Source organism: Bacillus sp. A1 (assembly GCF_042296235.1).
Classification (GTDB): Bacteria; Bacillota; Bacilli; order Bacillales; family Bacillaceae; genus Bacillus; species Bacillus velezensis.
Genome location: NZ_CP141181.1, coordinates 700,734 through 724,295, shown reverse-complemented (window position 1 = coordinate 724,295; position 23,562 = coordinate 700,734). Strand labels below are relative to the sequence as shown.

Genomic DNA, 23,562 nt, shown 5'->3' with positions numbered 1-23,562 from the left:
ATTCGACACCTTTATTATAGACCAAACGCTGAAAGGAAAAAAACAGCCGTCATGTTTGAGGGCCGTTTAAAAAATTTTCTTCTTATCACGTTCTTCTTTTAAAATCTCAACCGCTTCCCTGAAACGCATAGAGTGGACGATTTCACGCTCACGCAGAAAACGGAGTGAATCATTCAGGTCAGGATCATCGGAAATATCAATAATCCATTGATACGTCGCTCTCGCCTTTTCTTCAGCCGCAATATCCTCATATAAATCAGCGATCGGATCTCCCTTCGCCTGTATGTAAGACGCTGTGAACGGAACTCCGGCCGCATTGTGATAAAACAGCGCGCTGTCATGGTTGACGTAATGATCACTGAGCCCTGCATCACGCAGCTGCTCCGGGGTCGCATCTTTTGTCAGCTTATAAATCATCGTCGCAATCATTTCTAAATGCGCAAACTCCTCCGTGCCGATATCCGTCAGCAGGCCGATCACCTTGTCAGGAATCGTGTAGCGCTGGTTTAAGTACCGGAGCGCTGCGGCCAATTCGCCGTCCGCCCCGCCGTATTGTTCAATGAGAAACTTAGCCAGCATCGGGTTGCATGTACTCACTTTAACCGGATACTGCAGCTTTTTTTCATATACCCACATTTACAGATCCCTCCTTATACTTGCCATGGCCAAGGACCGCGGCCCCAGTCCCATTGAGCGCCAACCTGACTCACGCCGAATTGCAGAAGCGGTCCGTACTCAGGTTCAAACCGCTTTCTCAGCTGTCTTGAGTACCGGGAATATTCATGAAACTGCTGAAGCGCGAGACGGTCATGGGGATGCGTATCCAGATAAAGCGTCAGCTCCACCAAGACAAAGTCCGCCGCCTGGATTTGTTCCAGCAGCCGATAGTATTCATCATCAATCTTTTTCGCCATATTCGATTCCCCCCCGATAAGGATTATCATAGAAATCGTAAAGATCCTTCCAAAGGGTCCCTTTTCTCAATGCCTCCATCGGAGAAAACTGCTCCAAGTGATACGGCTGAAACCGCATATAAAGATGCGGCGGCGTTCTGTAGTATTTTCTCCCGATCGGCGGGCAGGGATCAAACCGGCTGTGGAAGGGTTTATAGGATTTGACCGGTGTAAACGGCTGATTTTCTTTCATTACGATCCTCCTTTCCTAAACACATGACCTTAATAGGTATGAATCCGTATCGGCATTTATGCCCTGTAAGAAAATAAAAAAGCCCGTTAAAAACGGACTCAATGCAGCTCATCTGGAATTTGAAGTAAAAAAATCATAATGAAAAATCTGATTGAAAGCGCTGATAATGTTTCAATGTATATTCCGTAATTTGTTGATCATATTCAGGATATTCATATCTCAATAAATCAGCCACTGACTTTGAATATGCTCTAAAGAGACCTTGGCAGTCAAACAATGCCTTCCACACGCTTTCATAAGTATTGCCGACATAAGTATTCAGCAGGATTTCCCAATCTTTCGCATTCATGTAATGTTGAATATACTTATAATTCTTCCCTACACTTAATGAAAACTGATTCTCTATCCCGATATTCCACGCAATCATACGCAAAACATTAGGCCTTAAAATGTCATTCATATGATCCAGCGCAAACAGTATTTCTTTACGCATTAATCCTTTAATCACATAGGTTGAAACCATCCAAAATTCATTGCAGCAATCATCAAACTCTCTGGAGGTCGGTTTCTTTATATGATATTGTTCATCACTCGCAATAACCTTACTATTGATTCGGTCATCCTTGTCTAATACTATTTCCGCCAAACCATCACTCTGTGTAAAATAATCCTCTGTTTGACTCAGAGGGATCAAAGTTAAGTCGATTTTATGATGATCTTTAAATAGCATTAGATAGGAGAACCAGTCTCCGAGTTCCGGAGGGAAGAGTTCCATATCTTCAGGTTTTTGCATCATCATTCTTTCGCCAAACTGATCCAGCCAGCTGTCGTCAGATGTGAAGGAGTCCATATCGGTCACAAAATAAGAAATATCATAGTCTTGAAATTTGTCTCTCGGTACATTTTTATTGGTTCTTGATCCCTCTAAAGTGACAAGACGGATTCTCTCGTCCTTCATCGCAATATCAAGAATCAATTTCATCATTTCGTCTTCACTTCTCACATGTAAAACCTCCCGATAAAGAGATTTTTACAGATCATGCTTTTCAGTTTATAAACAACAGAAAGAAAAGGTTTGTGAGCTTGCTCATGATTTACAGAAAGCCTTATGTACTTGATGATTTTGCTCCAATCGTAACACATCTGCAAGAACATGAGAAGAGCACTCCTGCTGTTCCAAGAGTGCTTTTTCCCGAATGGTCAGATATATTGGCTGTCCCGATGATGATGATGGAACGGGTAGCCGCCGTAGCCTCCGCCATAGCCGCCAAAACCGTACCCCGGATATCCCCCGAAGCCTCCGTAGCCGCCAAAACCGCCGTAACCGCCGTAACCGCCAAAACCGTATCCCGGGTAGCCGTAGCCTCCGCCGAAACCGTATCCCGGATATCCTCCGAAGCCTCCGTGGCCGCCAAAACCGTACCCCGGGTAGCCTCCGAAGCCTCCATAGCCGCCGCCAAAGCCTCCGCCGTAAATCGGTCTTCTTTCATTCATGACTTATCGCTCCTTCACATAGGTTACAGTCCAGTTTATGACATCCGGAAGGAAACGTATGGGCATCCGCCCAGTTTTGGCGAAATAATCAATAATTGCTTACGGAGACATACGATACAGGCCGACCGCGTAAGCAAAATAAAAAGGCCGGAACTTATGCCGCCCCGGCCTGTTTGTCTTTATTCGCCTAAATCTACATTGTGATAAACCTGCTGTACGTCTTCGAGATCTTCCAGCACATCGATCAGCTTTTCAAATTGAGCTTTCGCATCTTCCGGAAGCTCAACTTCATTTTGCGCAAGCATCGTCAGCTCCGCAACCGTGAACTCTTCAACGCCGGCATTTTTGAATGCCTCCTGTACGGCATGGAATTGATCAGGCTCGGCATACACGATAACACTGTCATCCTCTTCTAAAATATCGCGCACGTCCACATCAGCTTCCATCAGCAATTCCAGCGCTTCATCCGCCGTCTTGCCTTCAACGCCGATAACGGCAGTCGCATCAAACATGTAAGCGACAGACCCGCTCACACCCATATTTCCGCCGTTTTTCCCGAATGCAGCGCGCACTTCAGGCGCCGTGCGGTTTACATTATTCGTTAACGCGTCAACGATGATCATTGAACCGTTCGGCCCGAAACCTTCGTAACGCAGCTCGTCAAAGTTCTCCTCCGCGCCGCCTTTCGCCTTTTCAATCGCACGCTCAATAATATTTTTCGGCACACTGTACGTCTTCGCGCGCTCAAGCACCACTTTTAACGCCTGGTTCGATTCCGGATCTGGCTCGCCTTGTTTTGCCGCCACATAAATCTCACGGCCGAACTTCGCGTAAATCCGGCTCGTATTTGCGTCCTTTGATGCTTTCTTTTCTTTAATGTTGTTCCACTTACGGCCCATTTTGTTCCACTCTCTTTCACGAATTGAATCTGTATGATAAATACTCTGCTTCTATTATACCTCAGCGGTTGGGTTGTTTCGAGTGTAAGACATTAGAAAAAACAGGCACGCTTAAAATCACCGGAGCGCAGTAAGCCGAATTTGAAGGTTATTGTACAAAACATAAAAAGCCTCCCTTCATACAGGAAGGAAGTCGCAAGCCAAAAGATTCATTTTATTCTTATTACCTATTTCCTACACTGTATATCCCGACTCACGTGGTAAAATTTTGATATCGAACAAAAGAAAGGATATGGTCATGAAAGTTTTCGAAGCAAACAGCCTCCTCGCCGCTGCCAAACAGCGCGCGGGTGAATACAAAAAACTGCGCGGCCAGATGGTTAATCTGAAAAAAGCGTTTCAAGGTATGGCTGACCTTGGTGACAATGATTTCTCAGGCCGGGGCGCAAATAACATCAAAGCTTTTTTCAAGGACCACGCCGGCGTTACAGACAGCTGGCTTGATCTGATCGATATGAAAATCGCATTCCTCACAAGCCTTCCCGGCAAGGTCGAAGACGCCGGACTTTCCAATTCGCATGTGGAGGAATCATTTCTGGAGCATGAGCTCACCCACGCCCTCAGTAAATCAAAGGCGATTATGGAAGAGCAGAAAAAGGACATGCGCTCCATCCTCGGAGAGATCGAAGACATCATCTCGCTTGATCTGTTTTCAACCGAAAGCACAGATCAGAAGCTTTCTTCAGCTGACAAAAAAAGAAGCGAAACGATACATAAACTCGGCAAACTTGATCACGATCTAACGAAAGAATACGCAGAAACCGAAGCAAACGAACAGTTCCTCCAAGCCGACTTTCAGCAGCTCCAAAACGCCACGGGCAAAGGAAAAAGCGCCACGCCGCTTCACTACAACGCCAAAGCGTATCGAGAAAGCGACATCCATAAGAAGAAAGGCGAGATTGCAAGACATTCGGATGCTTATTTGACGATGAAGAAGGAAGAAGCGAAAGAGCGGGAAATCAAGGATCTGAAGAAAAAGCTTGCTGATGGTGTCACCGATCCGGATGAGTATTTGGAAATCGCGAAGAAAATCGGCTATGAAAACCTTGAACCCGCTCAGGTGCAATATGTGATGCAGCTCGAACAAGCAAAACAGCTCGAAGAAGTCGGAGAAACGGCTTGGGATATCGTCAAAGGAATAGGCGTCGGCCTTTATGATGTCGGGAAAGACACAATAACCGGCGTCAAAGATCTGGCTGTCGGCGCATGGGATTTTTACCATCTCTCCGATGAACAAAAAGTCGCTAAAACCATATCCGGCGTATTGAACACGCCCTCTTACGCAAAAATCATATGGACAAACCTGGCGGATTCATGGAATGATAAAATGGTTAACGGGGATGCGTATTCAAGATCACATTACATCACCTACGCCATCGGGAGCATTGTCGGACTCAAAGGTTCCGGCTCAGCTGTAAAAGTATCAAGCAAGCTCGCCAAAACAGGCGCCGCCAAAGTGGATAACGTCTTGGAAGCCGGAGAAAAAGCGGCTGTAAAACATGTGAAGACCGGGATTGAAAAAGGAAAAGACTATATCAATTCCGTTTCGAAAAATAAGTACGAACCCGCGCTTGCCGGAATGGCACAGAATATTGAAAATACTCACAATGTGAAGAATACGCCTTTGTTGAAAAGTATTATTGAAGATAAAAAAGAGAGTGTGCTCAGTAAGTCTGAAACTTCTAACAGTACGGCCGTAGGTAATGTCAAACAAGGTGATAGTACCCCTCTCGCACCAGGCGGTGGCTTAGCTGCTCACGAAGCAAAAGGCGGACACCTTATAGAAAGACATGTTGGTAAGAGCGACCAAGAACTCATGGAAAGGCTTGAAAAAAGCAAAATGAGTAACAAGAAAATATCCGGATCATCATCTTTTAAGGATAGAGCAACTGCAGAAAAGGTTGCTAATATTACCTTATCAGATAATAAAGATAAAATAGAAAAATGGTTAAATAATGATGTAAAGAAACCTTTGGTACTCTCCTATAAAGGATCAGAAGTGTTAGGCCGAGGAATTACCAAAGGTTCAGCCGAAATTTCTGACTTAACTAATGCTAAAATTATATTGAAAAAGAAAAATGATGGTAGCTTTATATTAACAGGCTATCCCACGAGGTGAGATCAATGATTGAAACAAATATTTCTGAACCTGTATTTCAATTTTTGGGAGGGATTTTCCATCAAGATATAGACACTCCTGAGTCAGCTCTTGGAGAATACTTAGCAGAGATACCTAAAAAAGAACAAGAAAACGATGTAGTAGCACTCAAAACGTTTATAAATAGCGATTACTCAGATGAAGAAAAAAATGATTTTATAGAAGAATCTGCAGATGGTGTAGATATCAATAGTTACGGACTATCCCCAATACTATGGCTCAGACAAGTCATTCAAAAAATCGAAAAGAATATTGAGGCTTTATAGATTCAGGGAAACCCTATTCCTATGTTTGCACAGTCTCTGATAAGTTTCTTAATCTTTCCCTCTATAAACCCCCGAATGAAAGGATATGGTCATGAAAGTTTTCGAAGCAAACAGCCTCCTCGCCGCTGCCAAACAGCGCGCGGGTGAATACAAAAAACTGCGCGGCCAGATGGTTAATCTGAAAAAAGCGTTTCAAGGTATGGCTGACCTTGGTGACAATGATTTCTCAGGCCGGGGCGCAAATAACATTAAAGCTTTTTTCAAGGACCACGCCAGCGTCACAGACAGCTGGCTTGATCTGATCGATATGAAAATCGCATTTCTCACAAGCCTTCCCGGCAAGGTCGAAGACGCCGGACTTTCCAATTCGCATGTGGAGGAATCATTTCTGGAGCACGAGCTCACCCACGCCCTCAGTAAATCAAAGGCGATTATGGAAGAGCAGAAAAAGGACATGCGCTCCATCCTCGGAGAGATCGAAGACATCATCTCGCTTGATCTCTTTTCCACCGAAAGCGTGGATCACAAGCTCCAATCAGCCGACAAAAAGAGAAACGAAACGATACATAAGCTCGGCAAGCTTGATCACGATCTAACGAAAGAATACGCAGAAACCGAAGCAAACGAACAGTTCCTCCAAGCCGACTTTCAGCAGCTCCAAAACGCCACGGGCAAAGGAAAAAGCGCAACTCCGCTTCATTACAATGCCAAGGCGTACCGTGAAAGCGACATCCATAAGAAAAAAGGCGATATCGCAAGACATTCGGATGCTTATTTGACGATTAAAAAGGAAGAAGCGAAAGAGCGGGAGATTGAAAAACTGAAAGAAAGACTGAAAAACTATGATTATGCGAATGCTGATGAATTCTACTCAATGGCCAAAACGATCGGCTATAAAAACCTGACAAAAGAACAGCAGCGCTACTTCACTCAAATTGAAAACACGCGTGAACTTACAGACGGTTTCAAAGGCGTTGCCGTCGGCCTTTATGATTCCGGAAAAGACGCGGTCACAGGCTTATGGGATATGGTCACAGATCCGGGCGGAACGGTTGAAGCCATTACAGGAGCGGTGGCTCACCCGATCAAAACGTATGAAACCATTTCAGCGGCAATTGAAGAATCGTACCAAAAAGACATGGTGAATGGCGACATCTACTCCAGAGCAAGATGGGTGTCATATGCAGTGGGCACCGTTGTGACATCAGTCGTCGGCACAAAAGGCGTCGGCGCCGTCTCAAAAACAGGCACAGCCGCCAAAGTGACAACCAAAGTCAAAACAGCAGCAAGCAAATCCGCCACAGCTCAAAAAGTGATAACGGTCTCAAAACAAACCGTTGACCACATCAAACAAAAAGTAAACACAAGCATGGAAGTATCAAAAAAACGTGTCAAAACCAAGTTAAATCAAATCGGAGATCTCACCCTGGCTGATATTCTCCCGTATCATCCGCGTCACGACTTAGTGCCGGCGGGCGTTCCTTACAACGCAGTCAACGGGGTCACACTTAAAGAAGGACTTCAGAAATTCGCCAAGGTCATCCTGCCGAAACCGTACGGAACCTCCGCAAGCGGCAGGCGGACACCGGCACCGCATGTACCGCCGGTAACAGTCAAATACGGCGAGCATTTTGCGAAATGGACCAGAAAGAAAGTATTGAAGCCGAATGTCATTTACAAAACAAAAGAAGGCTACACGTACACCACTGACAACTATGGTAGAATTACAAGTGTCAAAGCAGACTTGCAGCTGGGAGAAGCAAAACGCAACCAATATGCACAATCAAAAGCAGGTAAACCAGACCGTCTGACAGATGACGACGGAGGCCACCTAATCGCCACTCAATTCAAAGGCTCAGGCCAATTCGACAACATCGTGCCGATGAATTCTCAGATTAATAGGAGCGGCGGGAAATGGTATAAAATGGAGCAGGATTGGGCAGCGGCTTTACAAGCAGACCCTCCTCAAAAAGTATCAGTTGAAATCAACGCATTGTATAAAGGAGATTCATTAAGACCCACTGCTTTTAGGGTGAAATATAAAATTGGTGATCAAGAACCTAAACTTATGAGAATTAAAAACCAGGTCGGAGGTTAATATGGAGACAAAAAAAATGGGTGATCTATATCAACAGATAGCAGAAGGCATTAACGAAATCATTCCTTCTGAATGGAAAAAAGTTATTCTTTATGCTGAAATTCTCGACGATTCATCTGAGGTTTTCTTTTATTTCAATACTCCACATAGTGAAGATTTTATCTATTCTCATAACATTCCTGAGCATTTCCATGTCAGTGAGGAGATTTATGAGGGGCTGTTATTTGACTTGCATGACTTATTCGAGGAATTACGAGATGAATTTAAAGAAAACAATCAAGATATATGGACTAATTTAACACTTAATCTGGCGATAAGCGGAGAATTCTCGATAGATTATAATTATGAAGACGTTATTCAATCTCCATATACCATCTCTCAAAGACAAACAATCTGGACTTATAAAAATGTAGGAATTTATCCTAAGAGTAAACCTTTAAAATCCTTTTTAGAACAGTATCTAAATTCTCAAAATTAAAATTCCCCCTCCTTTATTGGGGGGTTTTTTTGATACAAATGATCCTTACAAATTACCAATTATAATGCTGGAGGCTGATTCTTGTTGGAAAATGAATTAAATGCATTATATAGAAGCATAGCTGAAACCGTTAACGAAATGATACCAGAACCATGGGAGAAATTTTTGTTCTATGCTCAGGTTTCAGAGACAGGCGGAGGCACTTACTTTTTTTATAATTCTCAAAATGAACCTATTCATTTTAAGTACAGTCTTGAAATTCCTTTTGAATTTGATATTGACGAAAATGAATTCGATCAGAATGAGATGGAATTATTTAAACTAAGCGAAAAAATGAGAGATGTTTTCAAAGATCATGATCAAGAATTCTTTTACTCCTTCACTCTTAGCCTAGAACGATCAGGAAAATTAACTGTCAACTTTGATTATACAGATTGGTTTAAGACAGATTATAGTTTCAGTGATCAGCTTATCATCTGGAAATTTAAAAATTTAGGAGAAGAACCTAAGGATCCATCATTACAAAAATTAACAAAAAATATTCAGAAGAATATCCTGAAAATCCAATTTAATAAAGTTGGGATAATGATGTTAGAAAAAGCTTATCTAAAAATAACTGATGTCATAGGAAAAATAATTCCTTCTGAATGGAGCAAAGTTGTTCTTTATGCAGAAATACTAGACGGCTCCAGAGAAGTGTATTTTTTCTTTCAAACACCAGAAAACGATGAATATATATACTCTCACGACATTCCAGAACAATTTCAGGTCAGTAAAAAAATTTATACCGAACTACTACTAGACCTCCAAGAGTTGTTTAAGCAGTTACACACTGAATTTAAAGAAAATAATCCCGAAGCATGGACAAATTTGACACTGAATCTTGAAAGCTCTGGAACGTTTTCAATTGATTATGATTATGAAGATGTTATTGAATCTAGTTTGGACGAATACGAAAGACAAATGATTTGGGAGTACAATAACTTGGGTATTTACCCTGAAGATGAAGAGGACAAAGAATTTGTTAAGGATTATCTAAATATTAAATAATGGCTTCAACAATTCAAAGGTAGAGGATCATCAATGGAAACTCAAAAAATGGGTGAACTATATCAAAAGATTGCTGAACATCTAAATGAAATGATTCCATCTCAATGGGAACAGATCGCTTTATATGCTGAAATACTCGATAACTCGGCGGATATATACTTTTATTTTACAACACCAAATAACAGTGATTATTTATTTTCTCATTATATACCTGAACACTTTGATGTGAGTGAAGAGATTTACGATCAACTGCTAATTGAACTTCAAGAGCTATTTGAAAAACTAAAAGAAGAATTTAAACTAGGCAACCAAGATATTTGGACTAATCTCACTTTAAAATTAGAAAACACCGGAAAGTTTTCAATTGATTATAATGATGATGATGTTTTATCCTCTGAACTTGATGACCTTCAAAGACGAGATGTTTGGAAATATCAAAATCTGGGCATATTGCCAGCTGATGAGGAAGATAGAAAATTTATAGAAGAGTATCTAAACATATAATAAGCTTTCAAACGGCTAAAAAAATTAAAAAGGATTCTGATATTGTGGAAACTGAAAAGATGGGAGTACTGTATCAAAAAATAGCTGAGCAAATAAATGAAATCATTCCGTCTGAGTGGGAGAAGGTTGCTCTTTATGCCGAAATTTTAGATGATTCTTCAGAAGTTTACTTCTTCTTTACTACTCCACAAAATCAGGAATATATATATTCACACGATATTCCTGAACATTTTAATGTTGATGAAGATATATATGACGAACTTCTATATGAATTGCATGATTACTTTGAAGAGTTACGGGATCAATTTAAAACAAACAACGAGGACTTATGGACAAACCTCACTTTGCATCTCGAACGAAGCGGTAAATTCTCAATTGACTACGATTACACCGATGTCATCGCCTCAGACTTAAACGGAACACAACGGCAAGTGGTATGGGAATATCAAAACTTGGGGATTTTGCCTGAAGATGAGGACGACAAAGAATTTGTAATAAGCTACTTCGGTCTATAAATCAATAATGGCTCAGCAGTTCCCTGCTGGGCTATTTTTTATAACTAGGATTTCTCGACAATTGAAGGTGAAAAAGTTGGAAACTAAGCAAATGCAAGATTTGCACCACATTATTGGTGAAAAATTAAATGACATCATACATTGTGAATGGACAAAAATATATCTTTATGCAGAAGTATTAGATGACTCTACCATGGTTCTCTATCACTTCAAGACACCAAATGTCAACTGATTTATTCGCAAAATATACCAGTCCGATACAGTGTAAGTAAAGATATCTTCAAAACTTTTTCAAGAGAAATCCGAGAACTCTTTGAGGAATTAAGAATTGAGCACAAAAAGAATAATGATAAACAAAACAGGCAGCATCCAGTAAACGGATGCTGCCTGTTACATCGTTATGTATCGTCTGAAGAAGTCATTTATTTTGTTTTTTAAATATGAAAATAGATATGACGGTAAATATGATGGCTGTAATGACAATGACCCACAAGCTCGCAGCCGTACTGATAAAATGGCCGTTTAACTTGTAGACGATCCCGTAATGCTTTTCATATTCCTGTATTTGGGTTGTGGAAGCATGTTTAAATACTTTATCAACTGAGTCTGTCATAAACGCTTTTCTGAACAGAACAGCGGTGTGGCTGATAGGGAAATACATAATAATCTTCTGCACAAACACCGGTACGCCGCCGATCGGCACATATACTCCGCATAAAAAACCGATGGCTGTTCCGACAATCGTACTTAACGTCGAAAATGCATTTTGTGTGTGAATAAACAGCGTTAAAAATAAATTTATGGAACTTGACAGTGCAACTGAAAGAATAATGATCCCCAATACTTCAAGTATATCTGTACCGCTTAAAAGCTTGCTGCCTGTTGAAATGAGAAAAATTTCACAGCCTAAAAAGGCGATGAAAGAAAAGATCAAGCCGATGACAAATGAATGAATGACATAGCTCAATTGGATGGTCGCCCTTGATAAAGGAGCTGTTAAAAAGTCATACGTTCTCTTACTTTCTTTATCTTTCACCATAATTCCGAAAGCGCCTAAAGTCGTTGTCACAGCTGTAATGGACAGCAATCCCGCCACCATCCATTCGTTCACCATTGCTTTGGAATCATCTGTCGAACCGACCAAGGCCTTAATGGCGTCCAGCTGTGTCTGCTGTAAGAACACGGCATATAACAGAATGACGATAAATACTGACAGCAAAGAAAGAAGCAAAAGCGTTCGATCACGGAAGTATATTTTTATATTTCTGCTGATTAAACTGGATAAAGACTTCATTTATGCAATGCTCCCCTTTACTGGCAAACTGCTTCCTTGTTCCTCGATAATATGGATAAACACATCATCCATATTCCCTTTAATCACCTCGAAAGATTCAATTTTTCCTTCAAGACCTTTCAAAATGTCCAGCGCATGGAGAGTGGACTCTACACGAAGAGAATAAATAGAGTTTTTAACCGTAAAATCCAGTTGTTTATTTTCAAACCATGCCGTCGGATCAACGCCTTGCTTAAACATCATATGCAGACTGTCAAACGCATATTGATCTTTCAGCTGACTCGGTTGTACCCTCTGCGATCAGACGTCCTTCTTTGATGACCACAACGTTATCAGCCACAGCGGCCTCCTCCATGTAATGGGTCGTTAAAAAGATCGTCATGTTTGTTTCTTCCTGCAGCCTTTTAATCGCATTCCAAACAAATACTCTCGTTTGCGGATCAAGACCTGTAGTAGGCTCATCTAAAAATAATATAGTCGGTTTATGGATGATGGCACGGGCAATATCAGCTCTTCTTCTTTGTCCGCCTGACAAATCGCTGTATTTTTTCTCCTTAATATCATCCAATTTTAAATAGTCTGTTACAAACTGATAGTTCTCTTGCACTTGTGCCTTGCTTAAATGATAATATTGTCCGCGGTTCATGATATTTTCATAAACGGTCAATCGTTCATCCAAAATGCTCTCTTGGAAAACAACTCCGATCTTTTTGCGGATATGATTATTCTCTTTCCCCTCACCAAGCGTATAACCGTCTATTACCACTTTTCCGGATGTCTTTTTAATCAGCGTACAGAGAATATCGATAGTGGTCGATTTCCCTGCACCGTTCGTTCCCAGAAATGCAAACAGTTCGCCGCGTTTGACAGAAAAGGATACCCCTTTCACTGCTTCAAATGATCCATATTTTTTACGCAGATCCGTTACTGTTATAATGTCTTGTTCTTCTCCCATTCTGTTCACCTCGAAAAGTAAGATTCTATACCGTTGTTCACTAACTTTATATCGTCATTCCCGCCAGGATTTTCTCATTTTTATCCAACTTTATTATGATTCCTGAAAAACCATCTTGATTACGCACATAAAAAGGCTTCTTTTCAGCAGCCTTTTTATCGTTTGATATGAACATAATGCTAATTCCCAACCTTATGCTCGTTCTTAATCTAATAATTGTTTATATCAATAAAACCATGTCACATGTTTTTACACTTTTTTCACTTATTATCTTGAGTAAGTTCTAAAGTTATTTTCTTGTTTCCTAACTTTGCTGCCAACGGAAGGAATATAATCAGTCCCATTAATAACATAAACCCTGAGATTAAACCGATAATTGAAAAATTAATATATATCTTCCCGGGGTCTATCAAGGAGATAACGACAGCTAATAAAGCACCGGAAAGCACACCTAAAAGCAGGCCAATAAAAAGATAAAGCAAAATTTGCGTAAGTATAACGTTGATGATTCCCCTTTTGCTTAAAGAAATGGTCCGTAAGATAGCGAATTCTCTTCTTTTCGAATTGATATTATTAATTAGCGAACTAAATACACCGATAGTAATACTTATCAGCATAACTGATATAACAACAATGAAGATAGACCATCTTTGATAAAACATATCCTTTGATTTTTTTAAAGATTCTTTATAGCTATTGATTTGGATTTCTGGAAACTGTCCTTTCATTTTCTCAAGTTTACCAATCATCTGTTTCGCATGATCTGTCTGGACAAGCAATTTAGAAAATACAGTGGCATCCGTTCTGTATTTTATTTCTTTCCAATCCATATAGACATCAGAATCCTTTAATCTATTCGTAATTGCCCCTATTTTATACTTTCCAGTACTAATAATTTTTTGATCTGTATCCGAGTACTTCCCAAGTTCAACAGTATCTCCTATTTTTAAACTGTGCTTCCCAGCAAAATCCTCTGAAATGACAATGATATTCTTTTTATCATCTGGCAATCCAGTGAAAATTCCTAATTTCTGCATTCTTCCTAGATCACTTAACGAGTAATCAAATGTAATACTTCCATTGCCATTCATTAATTCTCCAGACGATTGAGTGCTAATTGAGCTTGTATATTTGATTCCATTTATTGCCTCTATTTCCTTTTCCAGTTCAATTGCGTTAATTGAAGATTTATCGCCCAGTCTGCTCGTTAGAACAACACTGGTAGGAAACTGCTCTTTTAATGCATTTTCCTCATTTTTTTGTATAGTGTTAAGCATTACAGATCCAAAAACCGTTATAATCATCATCGTACTGATTGTTAATATAACAAAAGTATTTTTTTTAACCTGTGGGATAACATTTTTAATCGCCACATACGAATTAACTCCTGAAATTTTCTTTATGATTGGTGCGAGGAACATTAATAACGGCCCTAAATAAACCGGAAATAACACGAATATACCTGTCAATAATAAGATAGAAGCCAGCAATAGACAAAATACTTGTCCTCCGTCCTCTTTAGGTATAAACTTCCCAAACAAAATTGTAATAACGCTAACAATAACAAAAGATTTGCCAATGAACTTATTATACTTATATGTTCTGAAATTAATTTCCTCATTTTCCTGTATTACTTTGAGCGGAAGTATTTTTGTTATTTTCATTGTCGACGATAGTAAAAACAGTTGAATAATTGTCATACAAATCAACATTATTAAAACCGCTAATTTAAAATTAAACGTAACACCAGAAGAAACATTAAATGAAAATATTTTTTCAAGCCAACCCCAGAGATACTGATTGCTAAACATGGCAAATCCAAGTCCCAGAATAGAACCGATCGAAGTTATGAAAAAGCTCTGCAGCAGAACAATTGAAAACACTTGTCTTCCCGTAGCACCTATAGATCGCATAATCGCAAACTGATTTTTATATTTGTAGAGAAACATTTCAAAATTAGAAACAATGAGTAAAGATGTCACAATCATAGTTAAAAAAGAGAGGACTACGATAAAGATACTTAATGATTCTATATTGCTTCTCAGGAAAGGATCTTCTTCTGCAATATCTATCCTTAAGTCTTTTTCCTTCTTCTTAATCTCATTTGCTAATGACAATTTGTCTGTTCCGTTTTTTGCTTTAATCAATATGTAAGTAGCTTCAATGTTTTTTCCGAATTTTTTTGCAATAATGTTTTGCAAAGTATCGTGAGAAATCAGGAGGATATTGGGAGCAATGCCTGTAGAGTTCAGATCTTCAATTGTTTCCACAAGTTTGAAGTCTTTCCCTTCTGATTGTAAGTGATCCCCGACCTTAACCCCTAGTGATTCAGCTAACCCCTTGTTTACAATAAGTTCATTTTTCTTTATATTTCTCGTGAAATGGTACCTGCTTTTTGATAAATTGTCATTATTGACTCCAACTGTGTAAAAACTAGCCTTTGAATCAGATGTTCCTAGCTTTATCTGTGATACTAAAACACTGGATATTTGCTCTATGTTTTTATTTCGATGCAGATTTTCAACAAAATGTTTATCAATGATCTTTTGACTTCCGTTCTCATAACCAACAGATAAATCCATTTCTCCGTACATCTTGGAAACTTCATCTTTTAATGTCTGTTTTGCATTAAATGCAAATAAGGTCATAGAAATGATTAAAGAAACAGATAAAATTACACCGATAATGGATGTCAGTGTAATAAATTTATTGGTGCTGAAAAACCGCAGGGACAGACCAACTATATTCTTTTTCATTGGTCTCTCTCCATTATTTTTTGAAATTTATTAAGGATACTCGACAGATCTCCTTGTCCAAGACTTTTATATTCATCAACTATATTTCCATCATGAAAAAATAAAACTCTGTCAGAATATAACGCGACATTCGGATCATGAGTAACTATGATCATACTCTTATTAAGACGTTTCTTCATATCTACAAGCACATTTAATATATCCTGTGTTGTATTAAAATCCAAATTTCCTGTAAGCTCATCTGCTAATACAATAGGAGGCGAAGTAATCAGTGCTCTGGCAATCGCAACTCTTTGCTGCTGACCTCCTGAAAGTTGAATAGGCCGATGTCTTTTCCATTTTGTAAGGCTTACAAGCTGTAGCATTTCCTTTACTTTTTTATCTGCATCCTTCTTATTTATTCCCTTTAATACAAGTGGTAAAGCTATATTCTCCTCAACTGTAAGATCCTTCAATAGATTAAAAGATTGAAAGATAAAACCAATGTTATCCCTTCTATAGATCGTAGCTTTAGGTTCTTTAAAAAAGTCATTTGTTTCTTTACCATCAAGAATAACTTTACCGCTTGAGGGTTCATCAAGAGCACCGAGTATATTTAAAAGAGTGCTTTTACCTGAACCGCTTGTCCCCATAATTGCAAGCAGTTCACCATTCTTCAATTCAAAAGAAACTTTGTCTAATGCAGTTACTTCATAACCACTCCCTTTGTAGACCTTGGATAAGTTTTTAACTTCCAATACTTTATTAGCCATTTCACACCTCAATTAATCCAATTTCTTCATTATACCAGTTGGATTGGGATTGATACATCCGATAATATAGCCCCTTTTGCTCCATTAAAGAATGAAAAGCTCACTATCTTTTTGATAGTCTCATTCGATCGCTATTCTACTCCGGATAACCCTCTGCAATATTTTTAAGTTTCCACTAATCCCCTTGCAACAAGTTATATTATACCAAAAATACAAATATATTTAAATTTTCCTATAAAATTTGCCGAATTTAAAATACATTGTTTTTACTAAGCTTTATCATCTGCATTAGGATTGTACAAAAAAAGATTGCAGAAGTTACTCTATGAGTAACACCACTGCAATCCGAAAAAAGTTTTAAAGAACGTATAAGAAGTTTAATTATTTTTATTTTCTTAGTATTAATTGCGCCACACACTCCACATGATTCGTATGCGGGAACATATCCACCGGCTGCACTTCTCGCGTCTGATACCCGCCATCCTCAAGCACCCGCAGGTCTCTTGCAAGCGTTCCTGGATTGCAGGATACGTACACCACCCGCTTCGGTTTCATGTCGATGATTGTCCGCAGGAGGGCTTCGTCACAGCCTTTTCTTGGCGGGTCGACGACGAGGGTGTCGGCCGTGATGCCTTCTTCATACCATTTTGGAATGACTGTTTCCGCTTCTCCGACTGCGAATTCCGCGTTTGTGATGCCGTTCAGCTCAGCGTTGCGTTTTGCATCCTCGATGGCTTCCGGCACGATTTCGACGCCGTATACTTTCTTCGCCTGCTTCGCTAAGAAGAGAGAAATGGTTCCGATGCCGCAGTAGGCGTCGATGACGGTTTCTTCCCCTTGCAGCTCCGCGTACTCAAGCGCTTTGTCGTAGAGCACTTTTGTCTGTTCCGGGTTGACCTGATAGAACGATCTGGCGGAGATGGCGAATTTGACGTCTCCGATGAGGTCGTAGATATATTCTTCGCCCCAGATGACGTTTGTTTCGTTCCCAAAGATGACGTTTGTTTTGTTTGGATTGATGTTTTGCACGATGGATTTGACGTGCGGGAATTGCGCTGTGATGTCTTCGATGATTTTCGCTTTGTGCGGAAAATCGCTTGTTCTTGTGATGAAGACGATCATCATTTCGCCCGTGACGACGCCGTATCTGACCATAATGTGGCGGAGCCAGCCTTTGTGGCGTTCTTCGTTATAGGCTTTGACACCGTATGCTGCGCAGATGTCTTTGACGGCTTGGACGGCTTCGTCATTTTTGGATTGCTGGATCAGGCAGGCGCTCATGTCGATGATGTCATGGCTTCTTTGCTGATAAAATCCGGCGACGAGTCCGCCTTCTCTTTCTCCTACCGGCACCTGCGCTTTGTTTCTGTAGTTCCACGGGTCTTCCATGCCGAGCGTCGGGTGCACGGTGACTTTTGAGAGGTCCAGCTTGCCGATCCGTTCTAAGACGTCTTTGACTTGTTTCTGTTTAAACAAAAGCTGGCCTTCATAGGTCATGTGCTGAAGCTGGCAGCCGCCGCATTGTTTGTAGATTGGGCACGGGGCATCCGTTCTGTGCGGGCTTTCTTCCTTCAGCTCGATCAAACGGCCGAAAGCGAAGCCTTTTTTGACGCGTGTCACTTTGATTTGCGCTTTTTCCTCAGGCAGGGCGTTCGGCACGAAGATCGGGAAGCCCTGAACCTTTGCGACGCCCGCTCCTTCGTGCGTCAAATCCTCAAATGTCACATCATAGTATTCATTTTTTTCTATCGGGGGTTTCATTTTCATCTATAATCACCTCTAGTTTTACCAATAGCCTTGTTTCAGCGTGCTGGCAAACCTTCAAATTCAATGTCAGCCTTCAAAGGTTTCCGATCACGCTGAAAAGATGACAAAATCCTAAAACGAATACTGTTTTAGGATTTTGTCCGCGTATTAATCATCCAGCTGTTCCGCTTTCTCCTTCGGCATGATAACGTGAATATGCCGGTACAGGTTCACGAATTCGCCCGGCAGCATGCCGCCGTACTCGCCGTCCAGGTTCAGCTGCATCTTTTCTGATACATTGACTTTCACACGGTTCGCTTTTGTGTAAATAATGTGCTGATCGTTAATATGATCGCCTCTGAGCGCCATGCTCGCGACTCTTATAAACTCCGCGAGATTGGCTTTTTTCAAAATAATCAAATCAAACATGCCGTCATTCAGGCTGGAATCAGGGGCCAGCTTCTCGAATCCGCCGACCGAGTTGGTCAGCGTCACTAAAAACAGCATAATTTCGCCTTGAAACAGCTTGCCGTCATATTCAATCTCGACTTCTGTCGGTCGAAGTGAAGGCAGCATTTCCATTCCCTTTAAATAATAAGCAAGCTGGCCGAGCATCGTTTTCAGTTTGCTCGGCACATCATACGTCAGCTCCGTCAGACGGCCTCCGCCGGCGATGTTGATAAAGTACTGACCGTTCACCTGTCCGATGTCGATCGGGCGGGCCACGCCGTTAATGACGGTATCAGCGGCATTCAGTATATTCTCTCTCGGAATGCCCAGCGCTCTGGCGAAGTCATTTGTCGTGCCGACCGGAATGATGCCGAGTGTCGGGCGTTTGTCTAACGGCGCGAGGCCGTTGACGACTTCATTAATCGTTCCGTCTCCGCCGGCAGCGATAATCAGGTCAAACTCCCGCAAAGCGGCTTCTTTTGCAGCGTGGGTGGCATCCCCCGCGCATGTGGTGGCATGGGTGGAGGTTTCATAACCGGCTTGTTCAAATTTTTGCAGGACCTGGGCAAGATTTTTCTTAAAAAGCTCCCGTCCTGAAGTCGGATTGTATATTATGCGTGCACGTTTCATTATCTCATCATCCTACTTAAGAGTATCCGATCCATTATTAACACTAACAACCTTTAATTATACTATGACTTGAGAAAATCGCAACAATATGTACAGGAATTCCCAGAAGAAAAAAGGCCCCGGCTCCGTTTAAGGAGCCAAGGCCCGCTGTCTTACTCTTCTTCCGTTCCAGGTTTTTTCTTACGGAATTTCGCCAATACTTCATATACGATCGGCACAATCAGAAGGGTAAGCAGAGTCGAACTGATTAAACCGCCGATAACGGTGACACCGAGTCCTTTAGAAATGACCTGGCTTCCGCCTTCGAAGCCCAATGCCAATGGAAGCAGGGCGCCGATTGTCGCGATCGCCGTCATCAGAATCGGACGTAATCTCGTAGAGCCGGCTTCCAGGAGCGCTTCTCTCGTCGATAAGCCTTCCGCTTCTTTATGGATGACGCGGTCAATTAAGACAATCGCGTTTGTGACGACGATTCCGATCAGCATCAGCATACCGATCATGGCATTCAGACTGATCGTCTCTCCGGATACATACAGGCCGGCTAATGCGCCGATGACTGTAAACGGAAGCGAGAACAGAATCGCAAACGGTGCTAATGCTCCGCCGAACGTGATCACAAGAACGAGGTATACGATGGCGATTGCGGCAAGCATCGCTAAGCCGAGTTTCGTAAAGGAATCAGCAATATCCGCTGATACACCGCCGGTATCAATCGATACATTGTCCGGCTTATCCAGTTTGTCAACTTTCTTTTGAACGGCTGATGACACCTTCGTGACGTTGTCAGAAGTGACGGTTGCCGTTACATCAGCGTACACTTTGCCGTCGCGTTTGGAAATGGTATCGGATGTCGTGCCGTTTTTCACTTTCGCCACATCGCCGATTTTTACTTCTTGGCCTGCAGGCGATGTGATGGTTTTATCCTCTAATTCTTTTACACTCTTATACTGGTCTTTTTCTGTTTTGATGTTGACGTCAAGCTCTTTGCCGTCCTTTTTCACCGTTGTCAAAGGAGACTGTGACGTTTGGGACATCAGGGCTTGGGAGATTTGCGAAGCCGTCAGGCCCTGCTTGCTGAGTTTCTCCTGGTCAGCGGTGAACGTGTACTCATCATATGTGCTGGAAAGGCCTGAGTTGATGTCTTTCAGATCTTTCTGCTTTTTCATGATGCCTTCGATGTCTTTGACCGTGCCTTTAATATCAGACTCTGAATCTCCGTACACATAGTACGTTAATTCGTTGTTGTTGCCTGACGAACTGAAATTTTGTGATTTCCATTCGCCGCGGCTGGATGTTTTTTTGATTTCTTTTAAGACATTGTCTTTTTCTTTGTCAAAATCTGGCGTGTCATCCTCGTATTTCACGTAGAACAATGCGCCGTTTGAGCTTCCGCCGAGCGGACTTTGCGAGCCTAATGAATACTGAACGGTATCGACATGTTTGCGTTTAAGCAGCATGTCTTCCGCTTTTTGCGCAGCTTTTTCAGCTTCGCTTTTCGTTTCGCCCGGTTCAGGCGTGTATGTGAGCTGCATCGTTTTGTCCGCTTGCGCAGGCAGGTAGCTCGCGCCGATCAGAGGTACGAGGAACAAACTGCCGACAAGCATCAGAACCGCGATGATAGATGTAATCCATTTATGTCTTAATGACCAATTCAGCACTTTTTTATAGAAATTGGCCAATCTGCCCGGCTTATGCTCTTTCGCTTTAACAGGCGCGCCTGTGAGCGATTTTTTGAATAAGCTGTGCGCAAGCATCGGCACCAGTGTGATCGAAATCAACAGCGATGCGGCAAGCGCGAAGACGATTGTTAATGCAAACGGCATAAACAGTTCGCCGATCTGTCCGCCGACCATGGCAAGCGGCAGGAATACGGCAATGGTTACGATCGTTGATGACATGATCGGTTTAAACATTTCTTTCGTCGCTTCACGCACCAATTGCTTCCCGCGTAAAGGTTCATCTTTCAGCCTCATGCGGCGGTAAATGTTTTCGATCACGACAATCGAGTCGTCGACTACCCGTCCGATGGCGACCGTCATCGCACCGAGCGTCATTATGTTCAATGTGACATCAAGCTGATTCAGCACAAGAAGCGCAATCAGCAGTGACAGCGGGATGGAAATGATAGAAATCATCGTTGATTTAATATCTCTTAAGAATAAGAGAATGATCACGACCGCAAAAATCGCGCCGAAAATCGCTTTGCTTAACATCGTATCCACCGACTCTGTAATCGGCTCTGCCATATCAAGAGTCGAGCTGTACTTGAACCCTTTGTGGTCTTTTTTGTATTGATTCAGTTCATCTTTAATCGCATCGGCCACTTCTACCGTGTTGGCGTCATTGGCTTTTACGATATTAATTCCGATGCTGTCCTTTCCGTTCGTGCGGGAAATGGATTCAGCTTTTTTCACATCTTTAATGTCGGCAATGTCAGAAAGCTTGACTGTCGGCACCCCTGCTGCCGCGCTTTGCTGTGCCTGCTGCATAGCCTGAGCGTCCGCCGCAGATGCCGCACCGGCTCCGCCCGCTTGACCTTGAGCGGCAGAAGAAGATGTGACCGGAATTCTCATATCTTTCAGATCTTTAATTGACGTAATATTTCCGTTAACGACAACTGATTTTTCTTTGTTGCCGAATGTGTACAATCCAAGCGGCGTATTGACGTCAGAGCCTTGGATCACTTTCTTGACGGTATCTTCATCAAGTCCGTACTCTTTCATTTTTTTGTCTTTGAAAGAGAATTCCACCTGCTCTTCCTGCTGTCCGGAAACTTGCACGGACGCAACGCCCTGAATGCCTTCAAGCTTAGGAACGAGAGTGTTTTCCACATTTTTGGTCAGGTCTTCAAGCGAGCTTTTGCCGCTTGTCACACTGAGCGTCAAAATCGGGAAAGAGTTGAGGCTGTAACGGGAAATGTCAGGTTTTTTCGCGTCGTCAGGAAGGCTGACACTGTCCAGCGCTTCAGCGACTTCGGTTTTCGCCTTGTCCATATCCTTGCTGTAATCATATTCAATCATAACCGATGAGACGTTTTCAGAGGATGTGGACGTTACGACGCTCACTCCTTCTAAATTCTGGACCGCCTGCTCGATCGGTTTTGTCACGTCATCCGCAACTTGACTCGGAGCAGCTCCGGGATAAGTCGTATTTACTGAAAGGTAAGGCATGTTGACGTCCGGTATGGATTCCTGCTTCATATTCATACCGGCATACAGCCCTGCTACAGTAACGATAATCGTCATCAGCCAAACTGCGAATTTGTTCTTCAGTACAAAGTTAATAATGTGGTTCATCATGTCCTCCGTTAATTTTTATTGACTGACTGGTCATTCTATATAATACTAAACGGTATAACTCAACATCGTCAACTAATAAGGCAGTAAATTTTTCTAAATTTTTCAGGATTAAGGGGAAGCACGTCATGAACGAAAAAAAAGAGAAAATCATAAAAACAGGCATCCATTTATTTGCCAAAAAAGGGTTTTCTTCAACAACCATTCAGGAAATCGCCGGTGAATGCGGAATTTCAAAAGGAGCCTTCTATCTCCATTTCAAATCAAAAGAAGACCTTTTGCTGTCAGCATGTGAGTATTACATCGGCATGTCCATGGAAGAAATAAAGAAAATCAAAACAGAACACCAGCATAAACCGCCTAAGGACGTATTTCGAAAACAAATCGCTTATCAATTCCAGGAATTTATGGAGCACAAGGACTTTATCATTCTCTTGCTGAGCGAAAAGGTCATTCCTGAAAATCAAAAGGTCAAGCAGTATTTTCATGAGGCCAATATTCAATTTAACATGCTGTATCGGGATGCGTTGCTCTCCGTTTACGGAGATGCCGTCACACCGTTTTTAGCGGACGCGTCCGTTATGGCGCAAGGAATTGTGAGCTCCTATATTCATTTCTTGATTTTTAATGAACATACGGCATTCCGGACGGAAAACGTGGCGGCCTTTCTGATTGCCAGAATCGATGATCTGATTACGGGACTGATAAAAGACAATCCCGATCCGCTGCTGCCTGAGGATATCTTCACTCAGCCCGCGGCGGACAGAGAAAGACTGCTTGCGGATATTCAAAAGATAAAAGCACAGCAGGGGCTGCCTGAGGACGTCCTCGTATCGCTTGAAGTCATTGAAGAGGAATGCGCAAAGGAAGAGCCGCGAAAACCGATTATTAAAGGAATGCTGTCCAACTTGGCAGGCAGCGGAAATGAACAGATTGAAACGCTGCGGGCTTCCATTGAAACCTATTTCAGCTTATAAAAAAAAGAGACCGGCGCTTACCGGTCTCCGTGTCAGCA

At 41.8% G+C, this 23,562-nt stretch carries 20 protein-coding genes and 3 pseudogenes; 10 read left to right on the top strand and 13 right to left on the bottom strand.

Features of this window, described 5'->3' with window-relative positions:
• Positions 1–66: 66 nt before the first annotated feature.
• The 6 genes from cotJC to U2H13_RS03730 form a co-directional block, all read right to left on the bottom strand.
• Complete coding sequence (gene cotJC, locus U2H13_RS03755; RefSeq protein WP_003155700.1) at positions 67–636, bottom strand: spore coat protein CotJC; 570 nt, start codon at positions 634–636, stop codon at positions 67–69.
• A 14-nt stretch (positions 637–650) separates the two neighbouring features.
• A complete protein-coding gene (gene cotJB / locus U2H13_RS03750) occupies positions 651–914 on the bottom strand; it encodes a spore coat protein CotJB (protein WP_007408934.1) in 264 nt (87 codons plus the stop codon).
• Positions 898–1,146 carry a spore coat-associated protein CotJA gene (gene cotJA, locus U2H13_RS03745; RefSeq protein ID WP_003155704.1) on the bottom strand — a complete coding sequence of 83 codons (249 nt, stop codon included), beginning with the start codon at positions 1,144–1,146 and terminating at the stop codon, positions 898–900. The genes cotJB and cotJA overlap by 17 nt, the downstream gene beginning before the upstream one ends.
• A 133-nt stretch (positions 1,147–1,279) precedes the next feature.
• Positions 1,280–2,149, bottom strand: a complete 870-nt coding sequence (gene ant(6), locus U2H13_RS03740) for an aminoglycoside 6-adenylyltransferase (protein WP_103527090.1) — start codon at positions 2,147–2,149, stop codon at positions 1,280–1,282.
• A gap of 197 nt (positions 2,150–2,346) precedes the next feature.
• Entirely contained in the window at positions 2,347–2,640 is a 294-nt protein-coding gene (locus U2H13_RS03735; RefSeq protein WP_021495161.1) for a hypothetical protein, read from the bottom strand.
• Positions 2,641–2,819: 179 nt separating this feature from the next.
• On the bottom strand, positions 2,820–3,539 hold the full coding sequence (locus U2H13_RS03730; protein WP_003155709.1) for a YebC/PmpR family DNA-binding transcriptional regulator: 720 nt from the start codon (positions 3,537–3,539) through the stop codon (positions 2,820–2,822).
• A gap of 298 nt (positions 3,540–3,837) precedes the next feature.
• Between U2H13_RS03730 and U2H13_RS03725 the strand changes: the two genes are divergently transcribed.
• The 9 genes and pseudogenes from U2H13_RS03725 to U2H13_RS03685 form a co-directional block, all read left to right on the top strand.
• Complete coding sequence (locus U2H13_RS03725) at positions 3,838–5,718, top strand: ribonuclease YeeF family protein (protein ID WP_376700676.1); 1,881 nt, start codon at positions 3,838–3,840, stop codon at positions 5,716–5,718.
• A gap of 5 nt (positions 5,719–5,723) precedes the next feature.
• Positions 5,724–6,023 carry a contact-dependent growth inhibition system immunity protein gene (locus tag U2H13_RS03720; protein WP_017419055.1) on the top strand — a complete coding sequence of 100 codons (300 nt, stop codon included), beginning with the start codon at positions 5,724–5,726 and terminating at the stop codon, positions 6,021–6,023.
• A 91-nt stretch (positions 6,024–6,114) separates the two neighbouring features.
• A complete protein-coding gene (locus tag U2H13_RS03715; RefSeq protein WP_376700675.1) occupies positions 6,115–8,121 on the top strand; it encodes a T7SS effector LXG polymorphic toxin in 2,007 nt (668 codons plus the stop codon).
• 1 nt (position 8,122) lies between these two features.
• The gene (locus tag U2H13_RS03710) at positions 8,123–8,599 is read left to right on the top strand and encodes an antitoxin YezG family protein (protein ID WP_032872498.1); all 477 of its coding nucleotides are present in this window, start codon (positions 8,123–8,125) and stop codon (positions 8,597–8,599) included.
• Between the two features lie 84 nt (positions 8,600–8,683).
• Positions 8,684–9,171 (top strand): annotated as a pseudogene (locus U2H13_RS03705) (immunity protein YezG family protein).
• Between the two features lie 16 nt (positions 9,172–9,187).
• Positions 9,188–9,649, top strand: coding sequence for an antitoxin YezG family protein (locus U2H13_RS03700; RefSeq protein ID WP_014417130.1), 462 nt, complete (start codon positions 9,188–9,190; stop codon positions 9,647–9,649).
• 33 nt (positions 9,650–9,682) lie between these two features.
• On the top strand, positions 9,683–10,153 hold the full coding sequence (locus U2H13_RS03695) for an antitoxin YezG family protein (RefSeq protein ID WP_014417129.1): 471 nt from the start codon (positions 9,683–9,685) through the stop codon (positions 10,151–10,153).
• A gap of 44 nt (positions 10,154–10,197) precedes the next feature.
• A complete protein-coding gene (locus tag U2H13_RS03690; protein WP_088056297.1) occupies positions 10,198–10,668 on the top strand; it encodes an antitoxin YezG family protein in 471 nt (156 codons plus the stop codon).
• Positions 10,669–10,759: 91 nt separating this feature from the next.
• Positions 10,760–11,019, top strand: a pseudogene (locus tag U2H13_RS03685) (TIGR01741 family protein); the annotation flags it as partial.
• Positions 11,020–11,086: 67 nt separating this feature from the next.
• On the opposite strand, the gene U2H13_RS03680 reads toward U2H13_RS03685, so the two are convergent.
• From U2H13_RS03680 to U2H13_RS03650, 7 genes and pseudogenes are all read right to left on the bottom strand, one after another.
• The gene (locus U2H13_RS03680) at positions 11,087–11,962 is read right to left on the bottom strand and encodes an ABC transporter permease (RefSeq protein ID WP_103527092.1); all 876 of its coding nucleotides are present in this window, start codon (positions 11,960–11,962) and stop codon (positions 11,087–11,089) included.
• Positions 11,963–12,917 (bottom strand): annotated as a pseudogene (locus tag U2H13_RS03675) (ATP-binding cassette domain-containing protein).
• Between the two features lie 260 nt (positions 12,918–13,177).
• The gene (locus U2H13_RS03670; RefSeq protein ID WP_121984693.1) at positions 13,178–15,673 is read right to left on the bottom strand and encodes an FtsX-like permease family protein; all 2,496 of its coding nucleotides are present in this window, start codon (positions 15,671–15,673) and stop codon (positions 13,178–13,180) included.
• Positions 15,670–16,425: an ABC transporter ATP-binding protein gene (locus U2H13_RS03665; protein WP_014417124.1), complete on the bottom strand. Its 756-nt coding sequence runs from the start codon at positions 16,423–16,425 to the stop codon at positions 15,670–15,672. The genes U2H13_RS03670 and U2H13_RS03665 overlap by 4 nt, the downstream gene beginning before the upstream one ends.
• Before the next feature lie 387 nt (positions 16,426–16,812).
• Entirely contained in the window at positions 16,813–18,192 is a 1,380-nt protein-coding gene (rlmD, locus tag U2H13_RS03660; protein WP_053285245.1) for a 23S rRNA (uracil(1939)-C(5))-methyltransferase RlmD, read from the bottom strand.
• Between the two features lie 147 nt (positions 18,193–18,339).
• Positions 18,340–19,251 carry a diacylglycerol kinase gene (locus tag U2H13_RS03655; RefSeq protein WP_020955460.1) on the bottom strand — a complete coding sequence of 304 codons (912 nt, stop codon included), beginning with the start codon at positions 19,249–19,251 and terminating at the stop codon, positions 18,340–18,342.
• A 152-nt stretch (positions 19,252–19,403) separates the two neighbouring features.
• A complete protein-coding gene (locus U2H13_RS03650) occupies positions 19,404–22,547 on the bottom strand; it encodes an efflux RND transporter permease subunit (protein WP_014417121.1) in 3,144 nt (1,047 codons plus the stop codon).
• A gap of 128 nt (positions 22,548–22,675) precedes the next feature.
• On the opposite strand from U2H13_RS03650, the gene U2H13_RS03645 reads away from it, so the two are divergent.
• A complete protein-coding gene (locus U2H13_RS03645; protein WP_007609880.1) occupies positions 22,676–23,524 on the top strand; it encodes a TetR/AcrR family transcriptional regulator in 849 nt (282 codons plus the stop codon).
• Positions 23,525–23,562: the final 38 nt, after the last annotated feature.

Excerpts from the sequence above, each read along its gene's own strand:
- cotJC (WP_003155700.1), bottom strand. The coding sequence starts at position 636 with ATGTGGGTATATGAAAAAAAGCTGCAGTATCCGGTTAAAGTGAGTACA.
- cotJB (WP_007408934.1), bottom strand. The coding sequence starts at position 914 with ATGGCGAAAAAGATTGATGATGAATACTATCGGCTGCTGGAACAAATC.
- cotJA (WP_003155704.1), bottom strand. The coding sequence starts at position 1,146 with ATGAAAGAAAATCAGCCGTTTACACCGGTCAAATCCTATAAACCCTTC.
- U2H13_RS03735 (WP_021495161.1), bottom strand. The coding sequence starts at position 2,640 with ATGAATGAAAGAAGACCGATTTACGGCGGAGGCTTTGGCGGCGGCTAT.
- U2H13_RS03730 (WP_003155709.1), bottom strand. The coding sequence starts at position 3,539 with ATGGGCCGTAAGTGGAACAACATTAAAGAAAAGAAAGCATCAAAGGAC.
- U2H13_RS03725 (WP_376700676.1), top strand. The coding sequence starts at position 3,838 with ATGAAAGTTTTCGAAGCAAACAGCCTCCTCGCCGCTGCCAAACAGCGC.
- U2H13_RS03720 (WP_017419055.1), top strand. The coding sequence starts at position 5,724 with ATGATTGAAACAAATATTTCTGAACCTGTATTTCAATTTTTGGGAGGG.
- U2H13_RS03715 (WP_376700675.1), top strand. The coding sequence starts at position 6,115 with ATGAAAGTTTTCGAAGCAAACAGCCTCCTCGCCGCTGCCAAACAGCGC.
- U2H13_RS03710 (WP_032872498.1), top strand. The coding sequence starts at position 8,123 with ATGGAGACAAAAAAAATGGGTGATCTATATCAACAGATAGCAGAAGGC.
- U2H13_RS03700 (WP_014417130.1), top strand. The coding sequence starts at position 9,188 with ATGTTAGAAAAAGCTTATCTAAAAATAACTGATGTCATAGGAAAAATA.
- U2H13_RS03695 (WP_014417129.1), top strand. The coding sequence starts at position 9,683 with ATGGAAACTCAAAAAATGGGTGAACTATATCAAAAGATTGCTGAACAT.
- U2H13_RS03680 (WP_103527092.1), bottom strand. The coding sequence starts at position 11,962 with ATGAAGTCTTTATCCAGTTTAATCAGCAGAAATATAAAAATATACTTC.
- U2H13_RS03670 (WP_121984693.1), bottom strand. The coding sequence starts at position 15,673 with ATGAAAAAGAATATAGTTGGTCTGTCCCTGCGGTTTTTCAGCACCAAT.
- U2H13_RS03665 (WP_014417124.1), bottom strand. The coding sequence starts at position 16,425 with ATGGCTAATAAAGTATTGGAAGTTAAAAACTTATCCAAGGTCTACAAA.
- rlmD (WP_053285245.1), bottom strand. The coding sequence starts at position 18,192 with ATGAAAATGAAACCCCCGATAGAAAAAAATGAATACTATGATGTGACA.
- U2H13_RS03655 (WP_020955460.1), bottom strand. The coding sequence starts at position 19,251 with ATGAAACGTGCACGCATAATATACAATCCGACTTCAGGACGGGAGCTT.
- U2H13_RS03650 (WP_014417121.1), bottom strand. The coding sequence starts at position 22,547 with ATGAACCACATTATTAACTTTGTACTGAAGAACAAATTCGCAGTTTGG.
- U2H13_RS03645 (WP_007609880.1), top strand. The coding sequence starts at position 22,676 with ATGAACGAAAAAAAAGAGAAAATCATAAAAACAGGCATCCATTTATTT.